We start from the raw sequence: 19,694 nt of genomic DNA, 5'->3' as shown, positions 1-19,694 counted from the left end.
TAGGATTGGAGGGATACAATGAACGCAAAAGAGCGATTTTATTCCGGATTAGCAAAAGAAACGATTGGGAAAATCACCTCGAACACAGATAACTGGACTTCGTTTTTGAGAACGATGTCCCGCAACTATGAGTTCACCTATCCGGAACAGGTGATGATTTATGCTCAGCGCCCCAATGCGACCTTTTGCAAGCCCTATGAGGACTGGAACGCTGAAAATTACCGCAGATATGTAAAGCGTGGCTCTACCGGCATTGCTCTGTTTGTGATGAACAGGGATAAACCGTATCTGCGCTATGTGTTTGATGTGGCGGATACCGGCGTTCGCCGTTCTTCCCCGGAACTGAAACCGTGGGAGGTGACGCCTGAAAACCGCTCCTATGTCATGGAAGCGATGGAGCGTACCTTCGGTGTTGCCGCTGACGGGGTACTGGAAGCACAGCTTGAAGATATTGCATCCGCACTGGCGGCTGAGTATTGGGACGATTACAAAAAGCAGTTCCTCGACATCGTTGCCAACAGCTTCCTTGAGGAGTATGATGAACTCAACATCGAAGTAGCTTTCAAAAATGCGGTGGCAAACAGCGTATCCTATACGATGTATTGCCGGTTCGTGGAAAGTCCCGACAACTACTTCGAGCATGAGGATTTCCAGAAGGTGTTTGATTTTAACACCAGACAGACGGTAAATGCCCTTGGTACTGCGGTGAATGCCATCAGCACAAGGATGTTTCAGGAAATCGAAAAAGCGATTGGAGAACATGAGCAGATTAAAGCTACCGAAAGGAGTACAGATTATGAGCGAGATGACTTACAGACAGGCCGGAGATTATCAGATTCCGAACCTTCAGTTGGAGAACGAGGGAGAGAAACCTCTGGGCAAGTACGGCAGGATGCGTCGAGCATTTTTGGAACAGAACAATCCGATGCTCCTGAACGACATGATTCTGACGGAGAGCCTGTTCCCGCACCTGTGGGAGATCGAGGAAACAGCGAAAGCCAGAGTGGAGTTTCTGATGGAGCAGTACCTGAAGGACAGCCCCGCACCGGACAAGGAAACGCAGCAGATGGCGTGGGTGCAGCACATGAACAGCCTGAAAGCACAGGCGGAGGAAGTCGTGATGACGGAGCTTATCAACAGCTGAGTCTGAACCTTTTCCTCTCCGAAAATGAACAAATCAGTTTTATCGACCGAGCAGAGAGCTTTACGCCCTCTGCTTTTTCTTTTGCCCAGGAAGAAATCGACCACTTCCTTCTGCTTGGTAGCAATACCGATGAAGCCCGAAAAGTCGTAGCGCTGGAATATATGAAGCAGAAGCCGTTGGAAGAAATCGTTCAGACCTTAAAGCAGGTCTATCACGGCGGCTATGGTCTGAAAGAAGATAGCGGGAATATCTGTGCGTGGTATGCCGAGGACGGTATCCACCTTGCCAAAGGTTCCTCTGCCATTGACAGCCCCAGAGCGCAGATCGTTTCTTGGGAAACGGTTGCCGAGCGCATTGGAGAACTGCTTGAAAATGGTCGGTTCGCAACTAATGTGGAACTGGTAGAAGCATCCGGATATGAGCGTCAGAAGTTGGCAGAATCCCTGTGGCATCTTTATCACGATTTGAGTGAAGAAGCCCGTTCCAGCAACTATCTGGCAATTCTTCATCAGGAACCGTTTCGTGGTTTCCCTGACGAAACCGCAGACTTGGCTGAAAAGTTGGATGACCCTCGTTTCCACGCAACCTTGGTACAGCAGTATTCGGAATTTAGAAAAACCCTTGCGGAAAATCCCGATCTGCTTCGTTTTCACTATCACAAGCTGAATCTCATTCAGAAACAGCTGTATGAGTTGAATATGCCTTTGCGTGAGTATCAGACCGATATGATGCAGATGCCCCTTGTCCGCCAGTTCATTACGGATGATGAAGTCAATGCAGACTTGACCCGTGGAAGCGGCTTTTCCGGTGGTAAAGCCCGTATTTATAACTACTGGCAGGAGAATCATTCTGCCAAGGAAAAGATGGACTTCCTGAAGCATGAATACGGAACCGGTGGTCATTCCCATGCCTGCTCTGGTGCAACGCACAGCGGTCAGGATCACGATGCCAAGGGTGTTGCTTACACCAAGAGCGGTTGCGATAAATTGCAGATGTCCTGGGCGCAGGTGGTGCAGAGAATCGACGGTCTGATACGAAAGGGACGCTACCTCAGCCCGGAGGAAGAAGCGGAACGACAGGCTATCGAAGAAGCTAAAACTGATCCGTTGGAAGATGTTTATGACCGTTTCGCAGTGATTGATACCGAGGATGGCGAGTATGCGATCTGGGATAATCAGACCGATGACTACTATGTAGACCCGGAAGGCGTTACGGAATACTTCACGGACGAATGGCTTGCCAATGACTATTTGGAGGAAGTTCGTCAGTCCGTAGCTGCGATGGAGTCGGTTCAGCCAGAAGCGCCTGTGGCAGAGCCTGCCGAAGTTGTGGAAGCATCTGCTTCCGAGGAACCGAAATGGAATTATCAGGTCGGTGACACGGTATATCTGGACGATACAGCTTTCCGTGTGGAGCAGATCACGGACAGAGAAGTTCAGCTGCGTGACCCTACGCTTGCTTATCCCATCTTCCGTGCCGAGAATCGTGAGAATTTCGAGCGTATGCTCTCTCAGGACGAAAGAAACCATGCGGTAAGGGTTGATGCCCAAACCGAAGAAAAGCCCGTTACAGAGGATTTTCTGGGCAAAACCGAACCGAGGGACTACACCCCTGAGTATCAGCTGTTAGACCGTCTGCGTATGGACTGCGAATACTTCCTTGGTGCAGGACAGCACAGCGAAAAGCATCTGTGGGCAGGCAACCGCCATGCACAGATTGCCAAGATGCGTGAGCTGTATGAAATGATTCCCGACAAACCAGAATGGCTGACACCTGAGATGATTAACAGCTACGAGGAGCGCATGGCTCCCCGCTATCTGGTTGCCGCCTACCATCACTTTGAAAACGGCTTCGATGATAAACTGGACTACTACACTCTGGAAGAAGCGGAAAAAGCTGCCCAGGGCTATGTGGACGGAACCATGGAGGATGACGGATTCAAGTACGATGGTGCTGCCGTTTACGATCAGCAGGAGCATAAGTGCATCCGTATCTATGGGGACTACCCTGACGAAAAGGCACACGCACAGGTCAGAGCCAGTGCGGAACCCGAACAGCAGGAACCGGAACACTTCATCGATCATTTTTATGTTGCCGAGGACATTCAGAAGCGGGGTGCGCTGGACATCAAGGAATACAGTTCCTTTGATGATGCCCTGCGAGCCTACTATGCACTTCCTGACACGCAGAGAAAAGCCCTGGGTGCAATGAATACCAGAGATCTGCCGGGTAGTCTGGACTTCGTACAGTGCGTAGATGGAAAGGACACCATCATTCAGGATTATGCCCAGGTGGACGGATGGCAGAATGCCGAAGTCATGGACATTATCGCTCAGCTTGAGCAGTCCATCACCACCAGAGAAATCCCACCTGTTCCTGCGGTGAACTTCCACATCACGGATGACAACATCGGTGAAGGTGGACCGAAGCAGAAATTCGCAAGAAACATCGCAGCCATTGAAACTCTGTTCAAACTGGAAAGCGAGAACAGGAACGCCACTACCGAAGAACAGGAGATTTTGTCGAATTATGTCGGTTGGGGCGGTCTGGCAGATGCCTTTGACCCGGACAAGGGAAATTGGGCGAAGGAGTATCAGACACTGAAAAACCTGCTTTCCGAAGATGAATATGCTGCGGCAAGAGCTTCCACCCTGAACGCACATTACACCAGCCCTACGGTCATTCGCTCCATCTACGATGCGGTCGGACAGATGGGCTTTGAAACAGGAAATATTCTGGAGCCTGCTATGGGTATCGGCAACTTCTTTGGTATGCTCCCTCCTGAAATGCAGAGCAGCCGTTTGTATGGTGTGGAACTGGATTCCATCACCGGCAGAATTGCTCAGAAGCTCTATCCCAACGCAGAAATCAAAGTAGCCGGTTTTGAAACGACAGACCGCCGAGACTTTTACGATCTGGCTGTGGGTAATGTCCCTTTCGGCAACTACAAAGTGTCCGACAAGCCGTATGACAAGCTGGGATTCTCCATTCACAACTATTTCTTTGCCAAGGCTTTGGATCAGGTTCGTCCCGGTGGTGTGGTCGCTTTTGTGACAAGCCGTTACACCATGGATTCCAAGAACTCTGACGCAAGGCGATATATGGCGCAGAGGGCGGAACTGCTTGGTGCAATCCGTCTGCCAAACGATGCCTTTAAGAAAAACGCAGGCACGGAAGTCGTGTCCGACATCCTGTTCCTGCAAAAGCGTGACCATCCGATTGACATTGTACCGGAATGGGTAAACCTTGACCGCACCGAAGAAGGACACACCATGAACAGCTACTTTGTCGCTCATCCTGAAATGGTTCTGGGCGATACGGTGGAAGAAAGTACCGCCTACGGCATGGACATTACAGTGCGTCCCATTGAGGGCATGGAACTGTCCGAACTTCTGAAAGAAGCAGTTTCCCACATCCAAGGAACCTATCAGGCTGTGGAGCTTCCCGAAGCTGACAAGGGTAAGGAAATCGAAACCATTCCTGCAACCCCGGATGTAAAGAATTTCTCTTATACCGTGGTGGATGGCAATGTGTACTTCCGTGAAAACTCCCTGATGCGCCGTGTAGACCTGAATGAGAAAGCAAAAGACCGTGTGATGGGCATGGTGGAACTTCGTGGTATCGTCAACGAGCTGATCGAATATCAGCTTGAGGATTACCCGGATGAAATGATTACTCAGAAACAGGCAGAACTGAATGATGCCTACGATGCGTTTGCCGCAAAGAACGGGCTTATCAATAATCGAGCCAATGGTCAGGCATTTGCTGACGATTCCTCCTACTATCTCCTGTGTTCTCTGGAAAATGTGGATGAGGACGGCAATCTGAAAAGCAAGGCGGATATGTTCACCAAGCGAACCATCAAGCCGGAACGCAGAGTGACGAGCGTGGATACGCCGTCCGAAGCTCTGGCAATCTCTATCGGTGAGCGTGGCAAGGTGGATTTGCCGTTTATGGCACAGCTGCTTGGAACACCTGGAGAATACGATGCGATTCAGGCAGAGCTTCGAGGGGTGATCTTCAAAGACCCGATGGCTCCCGATGCTGTGGAAGTTGGATGGCAGACTGCCGATGATTACCTTTCCGGTGATGTAAGAAGCAAGCTGCGTGTCGCACAGATGGCGGCAGACAGGGATTCTTCCTTCCACATCAATGTGGAAGCCTTGCAGAAAGCACAGCCGAAGGACTTGGATGCGTCCGAGATTGATGTGCGTTTGGGTGCAACATGGATTGATGCCGATTATATTCAGCAGTTCATGGAGGAAACCTTTGAAACGCCGTATTACTTGCGCCGTTCCATTGAGGTCAAGTTCTCCGAGCTGACCGCAGAGTGGCGCATCAACGGTAAGAGTTCTCCCAACTACAACGATGTGGCGGCGTATGTCACCTACGGTACAGAGCGAGCCAACGCATATCGGATTCTGGAGGAAACGCTGAATCTGAAGGATATTCGTATCTATGATACGATTGAAGATGCAGATGGTAAGCAGAAGCGTGTCCTCAATAAAAAAGAAACTACCCTGGCACAGCAGAAACAGCAGGCAATCAAGGATGCGTTCCGAGATTGGATTTGGAGAGATCCGCACAGACGAGAAACCCTTTCCACCAAGTACAACGAACTTTTTAACTCCACCAGACCTCGTGAGTATGATGGCTCTCATATCCGTTTCGGCGGCATGAACCCGGATATTACCCTCCGTGAACACCAGAGAAATGCTATCGCTCATGTGCTATATGGTGGAAATACGCTGCTTGCACACGAAGTTGGTGCGGGCAAGACCTTCGAGATGGCTGCATCGGCTATGGAGAGTAAACGGCTTGGATTGAGCCAGAAATCCCTGTTCGTTGTGCCGAATCACTTGACCTTACAGTGGGCAAACGAGTTCCTGCACCTCTATCCGAGTGCCAAGCTCCTTGTTGCCACCAAGAAGGATTTTGAAACAGCAAACCGTAAGAAGTTCTGCGCTCGTATCGCAACGGGTGACTATGATGCAGTCATCATCGGTCACAGCCAGTTTGAAAAAATCCCGCTTTCTGCCGAACGACAGGAACGGCAGCTGCGGGAGCAGATTGATGAGATCGAGGGTGCGATTGCGGAGCTGAAATGGCAGCGTGGCGAAAACTTCACGATCAAGCAGATGGAGAAAACACGAAAATCATTGGAAGCCAGACTGGACAAGCTCCTTGCCGCTGACAAGAAAGATGATGTCATTACCTTTGAGCAGTTGGGTGTAGACCGGCTGTTTGTGGACGAAAGCCATGCGTTCAAGAATTTGTTCCTCTACACAAAAATGCGAAATGTGGCAGGTCTGTCCACCTCCGAAGCCCAGAAATCTTCGGATATGTTTATGAAGTGCCGCTATATGGATGAGCTGACCGGCGGGCGTGGTGTGATCTTTGCAACCGGTACTCCAGTAAGTAACTCGATGACCGAGCTTTATACGGTCATGCGCTATCTCCAGTACAGTACGCTCCAGCAAAAGAACCTGACCCATTTTGATTCCTGGGCATCGACCTTCGGAGAAACAACAACTGCGATTGAGCTTGCACCGGAGGGATATACTTTTATAGGACGATGAATTTAACTGTCCTAAATTGAAAAATACATAAGGAAGGAGGTAAAAAGAATGTCAAGGACTTCAAGAATTACAGCACTTTACGAGCGTTTGTCGAGAGATGATGACCTTACCGGCGAGAGTAATTCTATTACCAATCAAAAGAAATACCTCGAAGATTATGCCCGTAGGAATGGTTTTGAGAACATTCGCCATTTTACCGATGACGGATTTTCGGGTGTAAATTTCAATCGCCCTGGCTTTCAATCTCTGATAAAAGAAGTTGAAGCAGGAAATGTAGAAACCTTGATTGTTAAGGATATGAGCCGATTGGGGCGAAATTATCTGCAAGTAGGTTTTTATACGGAAGTTCTGTTTCCACAGAAAAATGTCCGTTTCCTTGCAATTAACAACAGTATTGACAGTAACAACGCTTCGGATAATGACTTTGCTCCGTTTTTGAATATTATGAACGAATGGTATGCCAAAGACACGAGCAACAAAATCAAGGCTATATTCGATGCCCGTATGAAAGACGGAAAGCGTTGTAGCGGTTCTATCCCTTATGGGTATAACCGACTGCCGAGCGACAAACAAACGCTTGTAGTTGACCCTGTGGCTTCCGAGGTGGTAAAGCATATCTTTTTGCTTGCCAACGAGGGCAAAAGTCCGAGAGCGATAGCGGAGCAACTGACCGAAGAAAAGGTATTGATTCCTGCGGCTTACGCAAAGGAATATCACCCGGAGCAGTACAACGGAATAAAGTTTTCAGACCCGTATTTATGGGGCGTATCGACTGTCAGAACGATTTTAGAAAGGCAGGAATATCTCGGACACACCGTTTTGCGTAAATCCGTAAGCACAAACTTCAAACTGCACAAGCGTAAAACCACGGACGAAGCCGAACAGTATGTATTTCCCAATACGCACGAAGCTATTATTTCACAAGAGCTTTGGGACAGCGTTCTGAAACGCAGAAGCCGAGTGAACAGAGCGTCCGCTTGGGGCAGTCACAACAACCGTTTAAGCGGGTATCTTTACTGTGCGGATTGTGGGCGAAGAATGACGCTTCAAACACATTACAGCAAAACAGACCGTTCGGTGCAGTATTCTTACCGCTGCGGTGGATATGCAAGCAGAGTAAACTCCTGCACTGCCCATTCGATTAGTGCTGATAATGTTGAAGCCTTGATATTATCGACTGTCAAACGATTATCAAGATTTGTTCTGAATGACGAAGAAGCCTTTGCAAAGGAACTTCAAGCATTGTGGAACGAAAAGCAGACAGAAAAGCCGAAGCAGAATAAATCGGAATTGTACCGTTTTCAGAAGCGATACGATGAGCTTTCCGCACTTGTTCGTGGCTTGTATGAAAATCTCATATCGGGTTTACTTCCCGAAAGACAGTATAAGCAACTTATGAAACAATATGATGACGAGCAGGCAGAGCTGGAAACGAAAATGGAAACGATGAAAACAGAACTTGCCGAAGAAAAAGTAAATTCCGTTGATATTAAGCATTTCATTTCGCTGATACGCAAGTGTAAAAATCCTACGGAAATCTCCGATGCAATGTTCAATGAACTTGTTGATAAGATTGTGGTTTATGAAGCAGAGGGTGTGGGAAAAGCACGAACACAAAAGGTCGATATTTATTTTAACTATGTCGGTCAAGTGGATATTGCCTATACCGAAGAAGAACTTGCCGAGATAGAAGCACAGAAAAAGCAGGAAGAACAACAACGCTTGGCAAGACAGCGTAAGCGTGAAAAAGCCTACCGAGAAAAGCGAAAGGCACAGAAAATCGCTGAAAACGGTGGTGAAATCGTTAGGACAAAGGTCTGTCCTCATTGCAACAAAGCGTTTGCCCCGACAAGTAACAGACAGATTTTCTGTTCAAAAGAGTGTTGCTATCAAGCAAGACAAGACGGAAAGAAAGCCGACCGAGAAACAGAACGAGGAAATCACTATTACCGACAGCGTGAATGTGCTGTGTGTGGCAATTCCTATTGGCCTACACACAGCCAACAGAAATTCTGCTCCGAAGAATGCCAAAGGGTAAATCACAATAAGAAAACCTTGGAGTTTTACCACCATAAAAAAGAAAAGGAGAAGTCGCAATGCACAGATTTATCACAGACGAAAGAACGGGTATCCGATATGAACTTATCGGGGACTATTACTACCCCTGCCTAACCGCAGAAGAAAAGCCTTTGCTCTCAAAGTACGGAAGAATGCGAGAGCAATATTTGAAAGAACACAAGCGAATTTTATATTACACTCTGCTGACAAGTGGAAAGTTATATGAACACCTTGCCGAGATTGACACTTCGGCTTGTGATATGGCTGAATATCTCATAAAGGAAACAGCAAGAAAGCAAGGCGTTACCGAGCAATTAAAGGCTGTGGATATGATGAGATGGATAGGATTGATGAACAATATCAGAGCTTGCGTAGATGAAATCGTATTAAACGATATTGTGTATTCATAACGGAATACTACCCGAAAGAGAACTGCTGTCAAGTGATGGCAGTTTTTCTTTTTCGGCAAGTGTTCAAGAAGTTATTAAGTCGGGAGTGCAGTCGAAGTGGGCAAGTTGAAAAATTCACAAAAATGTGGTATAATATCTTTGCTTATTAGAGCGATAAACTTGAATTTGAGAGGGAACTTAGATGGTATTTGAAAAAATTGATAAAAATAGTTGGAACAGAAAAGAGTATTTTGACCACTACTTTGCAAGTGTACCTTGTACATACAGCATGACCGTTAAAGTGGATATCACACAAATAAAGGAAAAGGGAATGAAACTATATCCTGCAATGCTTTATTATATTGCAATGATTGTAAACCGCCATTCAGAGTTTAGGACGGCAATCAATCAAGATGGTGAATTGGGGATATATGATGAGATGATACCAAGCTATACAATATTTCACAATGATACTGAAACATTTTCCAGCCTTTGGACTGAGTGTAAGTCTGACTTTAAATCATTTTTAGCAGATTATGAAAGTGATACGCAACGGTATGGAAACAATCATAGAATGGAAGGAAAGCCAAATGCTCCGGAAAACATTTTTAATGTATCTATGATACCGTGGTCAACCTTCGATGGCTTTAATCTGAATTTGCAGAAAGGATATGATTATTTGATTCCTATTTTTACTATGGGGAAATATTATAAAGAAGATAACAAAATTATACTTCCTTTGGCAATTCAAGTTCATCACGCAGTATGTGACGGATTTCACATTTGCCGTTTTGTAAACGAATTGCAGGAATTGATAAATAGTTAACTTCAGGTTTGTCTGTAACTAAAAACAAGTATTTAAGCAAAAACATCGTAGAAATACGGTGTTTTTTGTTACCCTAAAATCTACAATTTTATACATAACCACAGGTTAGTACAAAGACCTTGTGTTTCTTTTTGAAAGGCTTAAAACAAGGATTTTTCCTTGATTTAAGCCCCGAAAAGCAACACAACCAAGGTTTTAGTATCAATCTGTGGTTTTTATATTTTCAGACGAAGGAGAACAAGAAATGATGAAACAGAATGAAAACGAAATGAATTTCAGCGTACCTCTTGAAATCATCAAGGCAAGTGAAATCGAGCCGAAAGAAGTAAAGTGGCTGTGGTATCCGTATATTCCGTTTGGCAAAGTTACGCTATTGCAGGGAGATCCGGGCGATGGGAAAAGCAAGTTAATGCTTTCCATCGCCGCCCTGCTCTCAAAGGGCGAACCTCTCCCCTTTACAGAAACGGAAGAAAACGAGCCTATGACTATCATCTATCAGACAACGGAAGATGACGCAGACGATACCGTAGTACCCCGTTTCAATTCTGCCGACGGAAACGGAGAAAATTTAATCTTCATCAAGGAAGATGAAAAGACTTTGTCTTTCGGGGATAACCGCATTCGTGAAGCGATTGAAAAGTACAATGCAAAGCTCTTAATTCTTGACCCATTGAGTTCGTATATCGGAGAGAACTGCTCTATGAACAATGCCAACGAAACACGAGCAGAGTTTAACCATCTGATAGCGGTTGCAAAAGATACGGGTTGTGCGATTGTTATTATCGCTCATATGAACAAGATGAAAGATAATAATCCTCTCTACCGCACCAACGGTTCGATTGACATTGCGGGTGCTGCAAGAAGCATTCTTGCAATCACACGCACACCGAACAAGGAAGCACCTGCGGAAAGATATTTGGTGCAAGTGAAATCAAATCTTGCTCCGACAGGTTCGGCAATTCTTTTTGAGGTTGCCGAGAAAGGTGTGAACTTCATTTCCGAAATGGAAATGACAGCCGAAGAAGCGTTTTTATCTCTTGCCCCACAAATAGGCAGACCGAATGAAAAAGAGATGAAAGCAAAATCATTTCTCATTGAAATGTTGCAGGGCGGAGAAATGCTTTCTTCGGATTGTGAAGAAAAACTTGAAGCCGCAGGGTTCAAGAAATCGACCATCAAAAAGGCAAAGAAAAACGCAGGAGTTATCTCCAAGAAGAAAGGTTTTCTTTGGTATTGGTCTTTGCCGATGAGCGATATACCGAGAGAATAAAAACAGAATGCCTGTCGGTGGGACAGTCTGTTTTTGTGATTGAGGTATCAAAGGAGGTCAAGGGGGAACACCCTTGCCCACGACATCTTTGCAGACGAAGTCTGAAAGTGTCATAGTGGGTTACACACATTCAAAGAATGTTGTGTAATGGCTTCGCCCTGCCGAGAAAGGAGAGCAAAATGGCAAAAAACAACAAGGCGGATATGAGTTGTGCAAGGGTAAAACAGTACACCGCTTCTGATGTGAGCAAGGCGGAAAGGCACAACGAACGCAAGAATGAAACCTATGAAAATATGAATGTAATTGTGGAACGAATACCCTTTAATGTGCATTTCAAAAAGCCGACTGCCCCGACCTATATGGAACAGTTAAAGCAGATGGAAACAGACGGGCAGGTGTCGCTTCGTGGGTTGAGGAAAGACGCAACGCTGTTTGATGAGATAGTGATTGATGTGAACACGATGTACTTCGAGCGTAATGGTGGTTATGAATACGCAAAACAGTTTTATGAAGAAGCCTACCATTTCATTGAAGAAAAATTCGGTTCTGATAATGTTATATCGGCAGTAATGCATGCTGATGAAATCAATGCAGCGGCAACCGAGGAACTTGGAAAAGAGGTTTACCACTATCATCTGCACGCTATGGTTTTGCCTGTGGTGGAGAAAGAAATCCTATGGAGTAAGCGTTGCAAAGACGAGAAATTGCGAGGAACAGTCAAGGAAGTGGTTAATCAGATAAGCCATTCAAAGAAATGGAAATCGGATATTCCGATGACCGATGAAAAAGGAAATCCGTTGTTAAGGAAGAACGGTAAGCCGATGTTTCGAGCTTCGTACAGCATACTGCAAGATGAATTGTTTAACTATATGACGGAACAAGGGTTCAAAGGCTTTCAGCGTGGCGAATACGGAAGTACAGCCGAGCATTTAACTTCCCTGCAATATCAAATCCAACAGGACAAAGAGCGATTGGAGAAGTTGCAGAAGCGTATTCAAAAGGAACAGGTTAAGTATGAGCCTGCCCGTCATATTTCCAAAACCTTAAACGAGATTGACAGTATGGGACAGAAAACATTCACAGGCAAAATGGCAATTTCCCAAAAGGACTATTCTGAGCTGACTGCCCTTGCCAAAGAGGGTATCACAAGTCGTGCGGAAATCAAAAAATTTGAGCAGAGTGCAAATTTTTACCGACAGAGGTATATGGACAGTGCAAACGCATTGGAACGAATGAAAACCAAATACAACGAACTGAAAGAAAAGTGCAGACCTTTTCTTGAAGCGTTGGAACATTTCCCCGAAGTTGCCAAACTTTTTACCGAAAAAGTGAAGCAACTTTTTTCTTTTAAGGAAGCACAGGAACGAGCCGAAAAAGAAGCAAGGGAAAAAGAAAGACAAGAGCGTATCAAGGCACGAAGAAATAAGCGTGATATGGAAAGATAATCACTTCGACTACACTCCCGACTTAATGACTTCTTGGACTGTTGGGAATGTATTTTCGGGCAGTAATCGGGACACTTGGCAAACGAGTGTCCCATATTTTTTGAAAGGAAAGGAAGTGAAACGATATGGAAAACAAAAATTCAAGTTATTCGGTGCAAATTGGAAAGACCACTTTTATTGTGTGCGTAAAGCAGTCGGAAACCGCCAAAAAGCCGATAGAAAAGGTATTTAAGGATATATGCAGACACGAGGTTCAGGAAGATTTCTTTTCAGCCGGTTTGTTAAGTTTAGAAAAATTAAAGAAATCATCTTGACAAATTCGTTCCCGAGGGAACCGGCTATCGTGCCAGAACCCGATTTGCGAAGTTCTTCAACCTGCCTGAACTGATGAATATGTTCAAGGAGGTTGCCGACATCAAGACCTCTGACCAGTTGCATCTCCCTGTTCCCGAAGCAAAGTTTGAAACGGTTGTGGTTCAGCCCTCTGAGTACCAGAAGGATATGGTGGCTTCCCTTTCAGAGAGAGCAGCAGATGTTCATGCCGGTATTGTAGACCCGTCCGTCGATAATATGCTCAAGATTACCAGCGACGGACGAAAATTGGGACTGGATCAGCGGCTAATGAACACCCTGTTACCCGATGACCCTGACAGCAAGCTCAATGCCTGCGTGGGAAATATCCTGCGTATCTGGCAGGACGGTCAGGCTGACAAATTGACCCAGTTGGTGTTCTGCGACCTTAGCACACCGAAAAATGATGGAACCTTCAATGTCTATGATGATGTCAAAACCAAGCTGATTGCAAACGGTGTGCCTGCGGAAGAAGTTGCCTTTATCCATGATGCAGATACCGAGGCAAAGAAAAAAGACCTCTTTGCCAAGGTTCGTACCGGGCAGGTGCGAGTGCTTCTTGGCAGTACGCAAAAGATGGGTGCAGGAACCAACGTCCAGGACAAATTGGTGGCAGTTCACCACTTGGATGTGGGTTGGCGTCCGTCTGATATGACCCAGAGAAACGGTCGTATCATCCGTCAGGGCAACCGGAACAAAGAGGTTCAGGTGTATCAGTATGTGACCGAGGGAACCTTCGATGCCTACCTGTATCAGACCTTGGAAAACAAGCAGAAGTTTATTTCTCAGATTATGACCTCCAAATCACCGGTTCGCTCCTGTGACGATGTGGATGAGCAGGCGCTGTCCTATGCGGAGATCAAGGCGCTGTGTGCCGGCAATCCGCTTATCAAGGAAAAGATGGACTTGGACATTGATGTGGCAAGGCTGAAGGTGCTGAAAGCTGACCACCAGAGCCAGCAGTACCGTATGGAAGATAAGCTTCTGAAATACTTCCCGGCTGAGATTGAAAAGCAGACAGGCTATATTCATGGCTTTGAAGCTGATATTAAAACCGTGGAAGCACACCCGCAGATTGCCGATGGCTTTTGCGGCATGGAAATCATGGGCAAAGCCTACACCGAAAAGGCAGATGCCGGTGAAATCCTCCTTGCGGCTTGTAAGGACACGAAAAGTGCCGATCCGGTTCCTCTTGGCAGTTACCGTGGCTTTCAGATGGAGCTTTCGTTTGACAGTTTCCGGAACGAGTTCGATGTGACCCTGAAGGGCGCTGTGAGCCACAGAGTAGCCCTTGGAACGGACGCACGAGGAAATATCACCCGACTGGACAATGCCCTTGCAGGCATCCTTGAGCGCTTAGAACGAGCCAATGAGCAGTTGAATAATCTCTACAATCAGCAGGAAGCAGCCAAGGCGGAGGTTGGAAAACCGTTCCCGCAGGAAGCAGAGCTGACAGCCAAAAGTCAGCGACTGGCAGAACTGGATGCAGCCCTGAATATGGAGGACTCTGTGGAAAATCGTGACGAAAGAAGCGAGTCAGAGCGTCCTTCTGTGTTGGCTGATCTGAAATCCAAAGCGGAGCATATCCCGCCTGCAAAATACTCTGAAACCCGTGAGGAGGTGTTGTAATGGCAAAGCGAGATCAGGATGTTCATTTCCTTGCATCCAAGGAGGAGGTCGAGCGAATCCATGAGAAGATGGACGAGCTTGGCATCCGCAGCATGGGAGCCTATCTGCGGAAAATGGCTCTGGATGGTTACTGTATCAGACTGGATTTGCAGGATGTGAAAGCCCTGGTTTCGCTCCTGCGAATCTGCTCCAACAACCTGAACCAGTACGCAAAGCGAGCGAACGAAACAGGCAGCATCTATCGTGCTGACATTGAGGATTTGCAAAAACGGCTGGAGGAGATCTGGACGGACATGAGAGAAGTTCTTGTTCGCCTGTCCTCAATCCAGTAATCCGACAACTTGTTGGGAAGTCGCAGTTTCGGCTGCGGCTTTTACATAAGGGTTGACATCATTGCGTTATGGCAGATACCCTTGTACAATATAATTAAAAGAAAGGGGTTGAGCCTATGAAGCTGGTATTGAAGATATTGGCACTGCCGGTGCTGTTCGTTGTAAAAGTGATTTGCATTCTTGGAAATCTGCTTACAAATGTTGTGTCCTATGTAATTGGTTTATTGCTCTTGGTCATTGGCGGATCTGCGATTTACTGCATTGTAAAGGCTTTGTGGCAGTCCCTGCTTATTCTTGTGGTTCTTGGAATTGCGACAATAGCAGCGGTGTTCTTGCTCGTCTGGGCTGTTATGAAAGTCGAGAATATTGGAGAAAGTCTGGGAGCATTTATCAGGTCATAAGATAATATCAGAGAAAAGTCACCGACCGGTGGCTTTTTCTTTTTGGGAAGGAAGTGATGGGAATGGCAGCGACAAGATTGATTGCACTCCATGTGAATAAGGGAAAGACGGTCGCTCAATGTTTGGCAGACAGAACCGACTACTCACAAAATGCCGCAAAAACCAATGATGGCGAATTTATCAGTTCCTATGAGTGTGATCCAAAGACAGCAGATGAGGAATTTCTGCTTTCCAAACGGCAGTATCAGCATATTACCGGCAGACAGCAGAAGAACAATATCATCGCATACCAGATACGCCAGTCCTTTAAGCCGGGAGAAATCACCCCGGAAGAAGCGAACCAAGTCGGCTATGAAACAGCGATGCGATGGACAAAGGGAAAACACGCTTTCATCGTTGCGACCCACATCGACAAATCCCACATTCACAATCATATCATTTATAATTCGACCTCGCTGGATGCCACACGGAAATTCAAAAACTTCTTTCTTTCCGGTCTGGCGGTGCAAAGACTCAGTGATATGGTTTGCCTGGAACACGGGCTGTCCATTATTACACCGAAGCCGTATCGGGAGCGCCAGAAAAGAACTGTTTATCCCAAGAAGCGTACCCAGCGTGACGAATTATGTGATGCGATTGATGCGGTGCTGAAGCAGAAACCAAAGAGCTTTGATGGCTTTGTTCAGGCTCTGGCTGACATGGGATTTGAGTTCAAGGATGGAAAGCAGCCTGCGTTCAAGGGCGAGAATCAGAAGCGTTTCATTCGGCTGCGTTCCCTGGGCGAAGGATATAGCAAAGAGGAAATTCAAGCGGTTATCTCCGGCAAGAACCTGCACAAATCAAAAGGCGGCTCTGCCAAGGCTCCTGCCCCGAAGCAGTTCCAGATGCTGATTGATATTCAGGCAAAGATGGCCGAGGGCAAGACGGTCGGTTATGAAAAGTGGGCGAAGAAGTTCAACCGAAAAGAAGCTGCCCGAACGGTAATCCTACTGAAAGAAAAAGGCTTGGGCAACTACGACGATCTGACTGCTCATATTGAAAATCTGTCTGCCCGGTTCGATGCGCTTTCTGATTCTATCAAGGTCGCAGAGAAACGTATGGTTGAGGTTCAGGCGTTGCAGCAGCACATCAAAAATTATCGCAACACAAGGCAAATTTATATCGAGTACCGCAAGTCTGGATATAGCAAAAAATTCTTTGAAGAACACCGTCAGGAAATCACAATTCATAAAGCGGCGAAGCAAGCCTTTGATGAATTGCAGATTACAAAGCTCCCGTCCATGCAATCATTGTATGAGGAGTTTCATCAGCTGGCAGTCCAGAAAAAGCAGGACTACGCTGAGTACCGTCAGATCAGAAAAGAGAAAGAAGAACTGCTGATTGCCAAACGGACGGTTGAAACGATTTTGAATATCGACAGGCAGAAAGAGCAGGAAAAAGAGAAAGAGAAAGAGGAAAAGAAGAACTTCCGTTAAAGCAAAAAGCCACGGTCTGCACTCCCCAAAGGGTGCGGATCGTGGCTGCTTTTTTGCTTTTCGATTTCGGTGCTTTCAACCATGGGCAAATTTTTATTCTACTGTTCTTTGAGAAACGATTGAAAATCGTGTAGCCATCATCGGCAGATGATGTTCAAAGGGGATTGGGGATGCTTCCCCAACAAGCAAATTTGCGAAGATTGCACCGAAGGGAAAATCGAGAAAATGAGTGAACCTGTACAGGTTTACACTGCTTGCCAATTTGTGAGATTATGAATTTAGTATCGAGAATAGGGTACACCTAAATTTTGCAATGCTGCAACCCTATCATCGTTGCATGGATGAGTTGAGTATATTGCACTGAGAAAACCATCATGCGGAACATCTGAGATATGTTGGTCTAATACCGTCGCTAATTCAAGACCAAAACCAATTTTATAAGCAAATTCATCAGCCAGATACTCATTTTGTCTCATAGACCACATCAGAAAAAGCATACAGAACTTTACCCATAACCAAGAAAGTGCTGTTGATATTCCTGCGAAAACTGCGGTAATTATACCCATTACACCACTACGAGAGCATATTGCGAACAGCCCCATGATTGCAGAAAAAATCCAGTAGGATATTTTGATTAACAGGAGGCACCCGGATATAAATATATTGCCCCCGCCAATCAATAATTGGATAACAGTATGTCCGTATGAGAGATGTCCGATCTCATGGGCGAGAATTCCAAGTATCATATCATCGGAGAGTAAAAGCAATCCGTCAGTTATGCATAGTGTTTGCCTACCTAGAGCAAATGCATTTGGAGCAGGATCATGGATAATCTTCACTTTCACTTTTTTAGGACAGTATGATGTGTTCTCTTTTGCTTTATCTAAAACATATTGAACCAGCGGGACAACTCGAAGTTTTATATCTACTCTTTTTATATCGCTTGCTCCTGCGAAGGCAGCCAGGCACATTTCGCCTAATGGGGATAAGCTGATAGCTACTGTGAAAAAGTAAATACAAATCAGTTCAACAATGCTTCCTGACGAACCGAACACAGCAACAATCAGCAGAATATTAAGAGTAAAGAACAGAAGAGTTCCTAAGTTTGAGAAGCGAACAATTCTGCCTACACGATGCCAAATATCCATAATGCACCCCCTTTTATCGTGTTGTTGGTTTGAGCTTGCATTGTTTAATTACTCAAATGTAAAGAAATCTTTGTTTCGCTCTTTGAACAGAGCAAAGACAGTCTCTAACACAAATTCGTTTTCAACACCAACATATTCTTCTGTTTCATCGTCAATTTCTTTCAGCTGCAAAATAACAACTTGCCCATCCGAATCTCCAATAGGAAGCAGGACAACATATTCGTTCTGGCGATACGGTATTAAGTCAAGAAATTCAAATTCAACTTCGTTCCCATTCTCATCATTCAAAGTTATAATGTTGTCTTCATCCATGTCGTCGTTCCTTTTCTTAATATAAATAATTATCGTTGATAATGATGCCTAATAGTTCAAAGAGATTATCCTTTTTGGAAAGAATGCATTTTTTCATGGCTTGTTTAATTTGTTCCGTTGAAATGCTATCAGGCAACATTTCCCTTGGGACACCATGACCGAATTGCCGAAAATACTGTTCTTCGATTTCATAATACTCATTATCAATTTTCGGTTCAGGTGTATTAAGGAAGCTATTCATAAAATCTGCAACGCTCTTGTTTTTGTCCATTGTATGCACCTACCTTTCTCTGCTCAAGACCCTAACATGATTATCTGGTCTAATAGAATCAATCATTGAAGAAAAAATACCAAACGCTGTAGGAAAGAAATTTGCTAATAGCTCTAATTTGCCTTGGTCTCCCATAGACGCTTCAAAAAAGTGGGCAAAGGCTTCTGCTTGTAGATTGCCCGGTCTCGTCCAATAGTTCCTTGAGTGACCATAATTTCCGTGCAATTGACCATTTGTTGTCGCATCAATTAAGTCCGAGAAGGAGTGAGCTGAATCCTGCCTAATACGGGTCAGAAAAGCAGTTTGCTTTTCCACTGGAAGATTGTTATATAAGCTCAGGATTCTTTGTCCGTCCTCAACCAGTGCCTCAGCAAATTCTGGAGTATTGGATAGATTGCTCCGATAGTTGCACGAAGCATGGTCGATCATGTGAGCAAGCTCGTGGAAATAAGTTGTTCCTGCACCTCTTGGATTTGTCATATCAGAAGCTGCATTGTAGTAGACTCCTCGTGAATGCCCTATATAATTTCCCGGTGAGTAATGTGCTGTCTGATCCGGTGGATATTCAGAATCTTGTATCATCAGTTTACCAGCGAAATGGTCAAACACTTCTCTGACATTCTGCTCTGCATTTTCATGGCGTTGTGATATAACAGCGATATATCCGTCTGGTGTGCTACCTTGGGTTAGCACGCCAAGGCAATACTGATAAGACGAATTACCAACATTAGGTGTTTGCAGACCCTGGAGGAAAGAATTTCGTGCAGAAGGAGTGTCCAAATTAACATTATCATATTCTTGTACACTTTTGGCAAGTGAAGCAACGTATTTTTCGGCCTGAAGCATAATCTGTAAAATATCATTCAGGGCTTTGTTGCAATCTTTTACGATAGTTCCCAGCTCATCGTACTTCTTGTCATTCCATCCAATTCCCAATTGCTGATATTTCATCTTCACAGAACTTCTTGTAGTTTCGATAGAAGAAATGGAGGTCCGCATATTTTTCAGTATTGTCAGTAATTGAGTTGCATCAGCATTTACGTTGCTCAAACACTCACCTCCTC

General features: G+C 45.5%; 13 protein-coding genes and 2 pseudogenes. 11 read left to right on the top strand and 4 right to left on the bottom strand.

Going from position 1 to position 19,694, the window contains the following annotated elements; all coding sequences use genetic code 11:
- Positions 1 to 18: 18 nt before the first annotated feature.
- From RX717_RS03730 to RX717_RS03680, 11 genes and pseudogenes are all read left to right on the top strand, one after another.
- Positions 19 to 6,720: pseudogene (locus RX717_RS03730) on the top strand (LPD11 domain-containing protein); the annotation flags it as partial.
- A gap of 51 nt (positions 6,721 to 6,771) precedes the next feature.
- Complete coding sequence (locus tag RX717_RS03725) at positions 6,772 to 8,895, top strand: recombinase family protein (protein ID WP_231305902.1); 2,124 nt, start codon at positions 6,772 to 6,774, stop codon at positions 8,893 to 8,895.
- A complete protein-coding gene (locus RX717_RS03720; protein ID WP_330657798.1) occupies positions 8,820 to 9,191 on the top strand; it encodes a TnpV protein in 372 nt (123 codons plus the stop codon). Before RX717_RS03725 ends, RX717_RS03720 begins: the two co-directional genes overlap by 76 nt.
- A 181-nt stretch (positions 9,192 to 9,372) precedes the next feature.
- Positions 9,373 to 9,996 carry a type A-11 chloramphenicol O-acetyltransferase CatP gene (locus RX717_RS03715; RefSeq protein ID WP_002570989.1) on the top strand — a complete coding sequence of 208 codons (624 nt, stop codon included), beginning with the start codon at positions 9,373 to 9,375 and terminating at the stop codon, positions 9,994 to 9,996.
- 244 nt (positions 9,997 to 10,240) lie between these two features.
- Positions 10,241 to 11,266 carry an AAA family ATPase gene (locus tag RX717_RS03710; RefSeq protein ID WP_270561312.1) on the top strand — a complete coding sequence of 342 codons (1,026 nt, stop codon included), beginning with the start codon at positions 10,241 to 10,243 and terminating at the stop codon, positions 11,264 to 11,266.
- 179 nt (positions 11,267 to 11,445) lie between these two features.
- A complete protein-coding gene (locus tag RX717_RS03705; RefSeq protein WP_231305905.1) occupies positions 11,446 to 12,711 on the top strand; it encodes a plasmid recombination protein in 1,266 nt (421 codons plus the stop codon).
- A gap of 125 nt (positions 12,712 to 12,836) precedes the next feature.
- Positions 12,837 to 13,025: a transposon-encoded TnpW family protein gene (locus tag RX717_RS03700; RefSeq protein WP_002570986.1), complete on the top strand. Its 189-nt coding sequence runs from the start codon at positions 12,837 to 12,839 to the stop codon at positions 13,023 to 13,025.
- 1 nt (position 13,026) lies between these two features.
- Positions 13,027 to 14,691 (top strand): annotated as a pseudogene (locus tag RX717_RS03695) (helicase-related protein); the annotation flags it as partial.
- Positions 14,691 to 15,023 carry a plasmid mobilization protein gene (locus RX717_RS03690; RefSeq protein WP_002578947.1) on the top strand — a complete coding sequence of 111 codons (333 nt, stop codon included), beginning with the start codon at positions 14,691 to 14,693 and terminating at the stop codon, positions 15,021 to 15,023. The pseudogene RX717_RS03695 and the gene RX717_RS03690, both read left to right, overlap by 1 nt.
- Before the next feature lie 116 nt (positions 15,024 to 15,139).
- Positions 15,140 to 15,424 (top strand): hypothetical protein, encoded by a 285-nt coding sequence (locus RX717_RS03685; RefSeq protein WP_002578946.1) that lies wholly within the window; start codon positions 15,140 to 15,142, stop codon positions 15,422 to 15,424.
- A 62-nt stretch (positions 15,425 to 15,486) separates the two neighbouring features.
- Positions 15,487 to 16,899: a relaxase/mobilization nuclease domain-containing protein gene (locus tag RX717_RS03680; RefSeq protein ID WP_002578945.1), complete on the top strand. Its 1,413-nt coding sequence runs from the start codon at positions 15,487 to 15,489 to the stop codon at positions 16,897 to 16,899.
- A 278-nt stretch (positions 16,900 to 17,177) separates the two neighbouring features.
- Here the strand turns inward: RX717_RS03680 and RX717_RS03675 are convergent, their stop codons facing one another.
- The 4 genes from RX717_RS03675 to RX717_RS03660 are packed head-to-tail and all read right to left on the bottom strand — an operon-like array spanning position 17,178 to position 19,680.
- Positions 17,178 to 18,047: a zinc metalloprotease HtpX gene (locus tag RX717_RS03675; protein ID WP_002588966.1), complete on the bottom strand. Its 870-nt coding sequence runs from the start codon at positions 18,045 to 18,047 to the stop codon at positions 17,178 to 17,180.
- 48 nt (positions 18,048 to 18,095) lie between these two features.
- A complete protein-coding gene (locus RX717_RS03670) occupies positions 18,096 to 18,359 on the bottom strand; it encodes a DUF1292 domain-containing protein (protein WP_002304397.1) in 264 nt (87 codons plus the stop codon).
- Between the two features lie 16 nt (positions 18,360 to 18,375).
- Positions 18,376 to 18,630 (bottom strand): hypothetical protein, encoded by a 255-nt coding sequence (locus RX717_RS03665; RefSeq protein WP_002588965.1) that lies wholly within the window; start codon positions 18,628 to 18,630, stop codon positions 18,376 to 18,378.
- Positions 18,631 to 18,639: 9 nt separating this feature from the next.
- Positions 18,640 to 19,680, bottom strand: a complete 1,041-nt coding sequence (locus RX717_RS03660; protein WP_002304399.1) for a hypothetical protein — start codon at positions 19,678 to 19,680, stop codon at positions 18,640 to 18,642.
- Positions 19,681 to 19,694: the final 14 nt, after the last annotated feature.

The sequence above is a fragment of the Intestinibacillus sp. NTUH-41-i26 genome (genome assembly GCF_032769475.1).
GTDB lineage: Bacteria > Bacillota > Clostridia > Oscillospirales > Butyricicoccaceae > Agathobaculum > Agathobaculum ammoniilyticum.
This window is presented reverse-complemented; position numbering and strand designations above follow the sequence as displayed.

Bases quoted from the DNA above. Each gene is read 5' to 3' on its own strand.
- RX717_RS03725 (WP_231305902.1), top strand. From the start codon at position 6,772: ATGTCAAGGACTTCAAGAATTACAGCACTTTACGAGCGTTTGTCGAGA.
- RX717_RS03720 (WP_330657798.1), top strand. From the start codon at position 8,820: ATGCACAGATTTATCACAGACGAAAGAACGGGTATCCGATATGAACTT.
- RX717_RS03715 (WP_002570989.1), top strand. From the start codon at position 9,373: ATGGTATTTGAAAAAATTGATAAAAATAGTTGGAACAGAAAAGAGTAT.
- RX717_RS03710 (WP_270561312.1), top strand. From the start codon at position 10,241: ATGATGAAACAGAATGAAAACGAAATGAATTTCAGCGTACCTCTTGAA.
- RX717_RS03705 (WP_231305905.1), top strand. From the start codon at position 11,446: ATGGCAAAAAACAACAAGGCGGATATGAGTTGTGCAAGGGTAAAACAG.
- RX717_RS03700 (WP_002570986.1), top strand. From the start codon at position 12,837: ATGGAAAACAAAAATTCAAGTTATTCGGTGCAAATTGGAAAGACCACT.
- RX717_RS03690 (WP_002578947.1), top strand. From the start codon at position 14,691: ATGGCAAAGCGAGATCAGGATGTTCATTTCCTTGCATCCAAGGAGGAG.
- RX717_RS03685 (WP_002578946.1), top strand. From the start codon at position 15,140: ATGAAGCTGGTATTGAAGATATTGGCACTGCCGGTGCTGTTCGTTGTA.
- RX717_RS03680 (WP_002578945.1), top strand. From the start codon at position 15,487: ATGGCAGCGACAAGATTGATTGCACTCCATGTGAATAAGGGAAAGACG.
- RX717_RS03675 (WP_002588966.1), bottom strand. From the start codon at position 18,047: ATGGATATTTGGCATCGTGTAGGCAGAATTGTTCGCTTCTCAAACTTA.
- RX717_RS03670 (WP_002304397.1), bottom strand. From the start codon at position 18,359: ATGGATGAAGACAACATTATAACTTTGAATGATGAGAATGGGAACGAA.
- RX717_RS03665 (WP_002588965.1), bottom strand. From the start codon at position 18,630: ATGGACAAAAACAAGAGCGTTGCAGATTTTATGAATAGCTTCCTTAAT.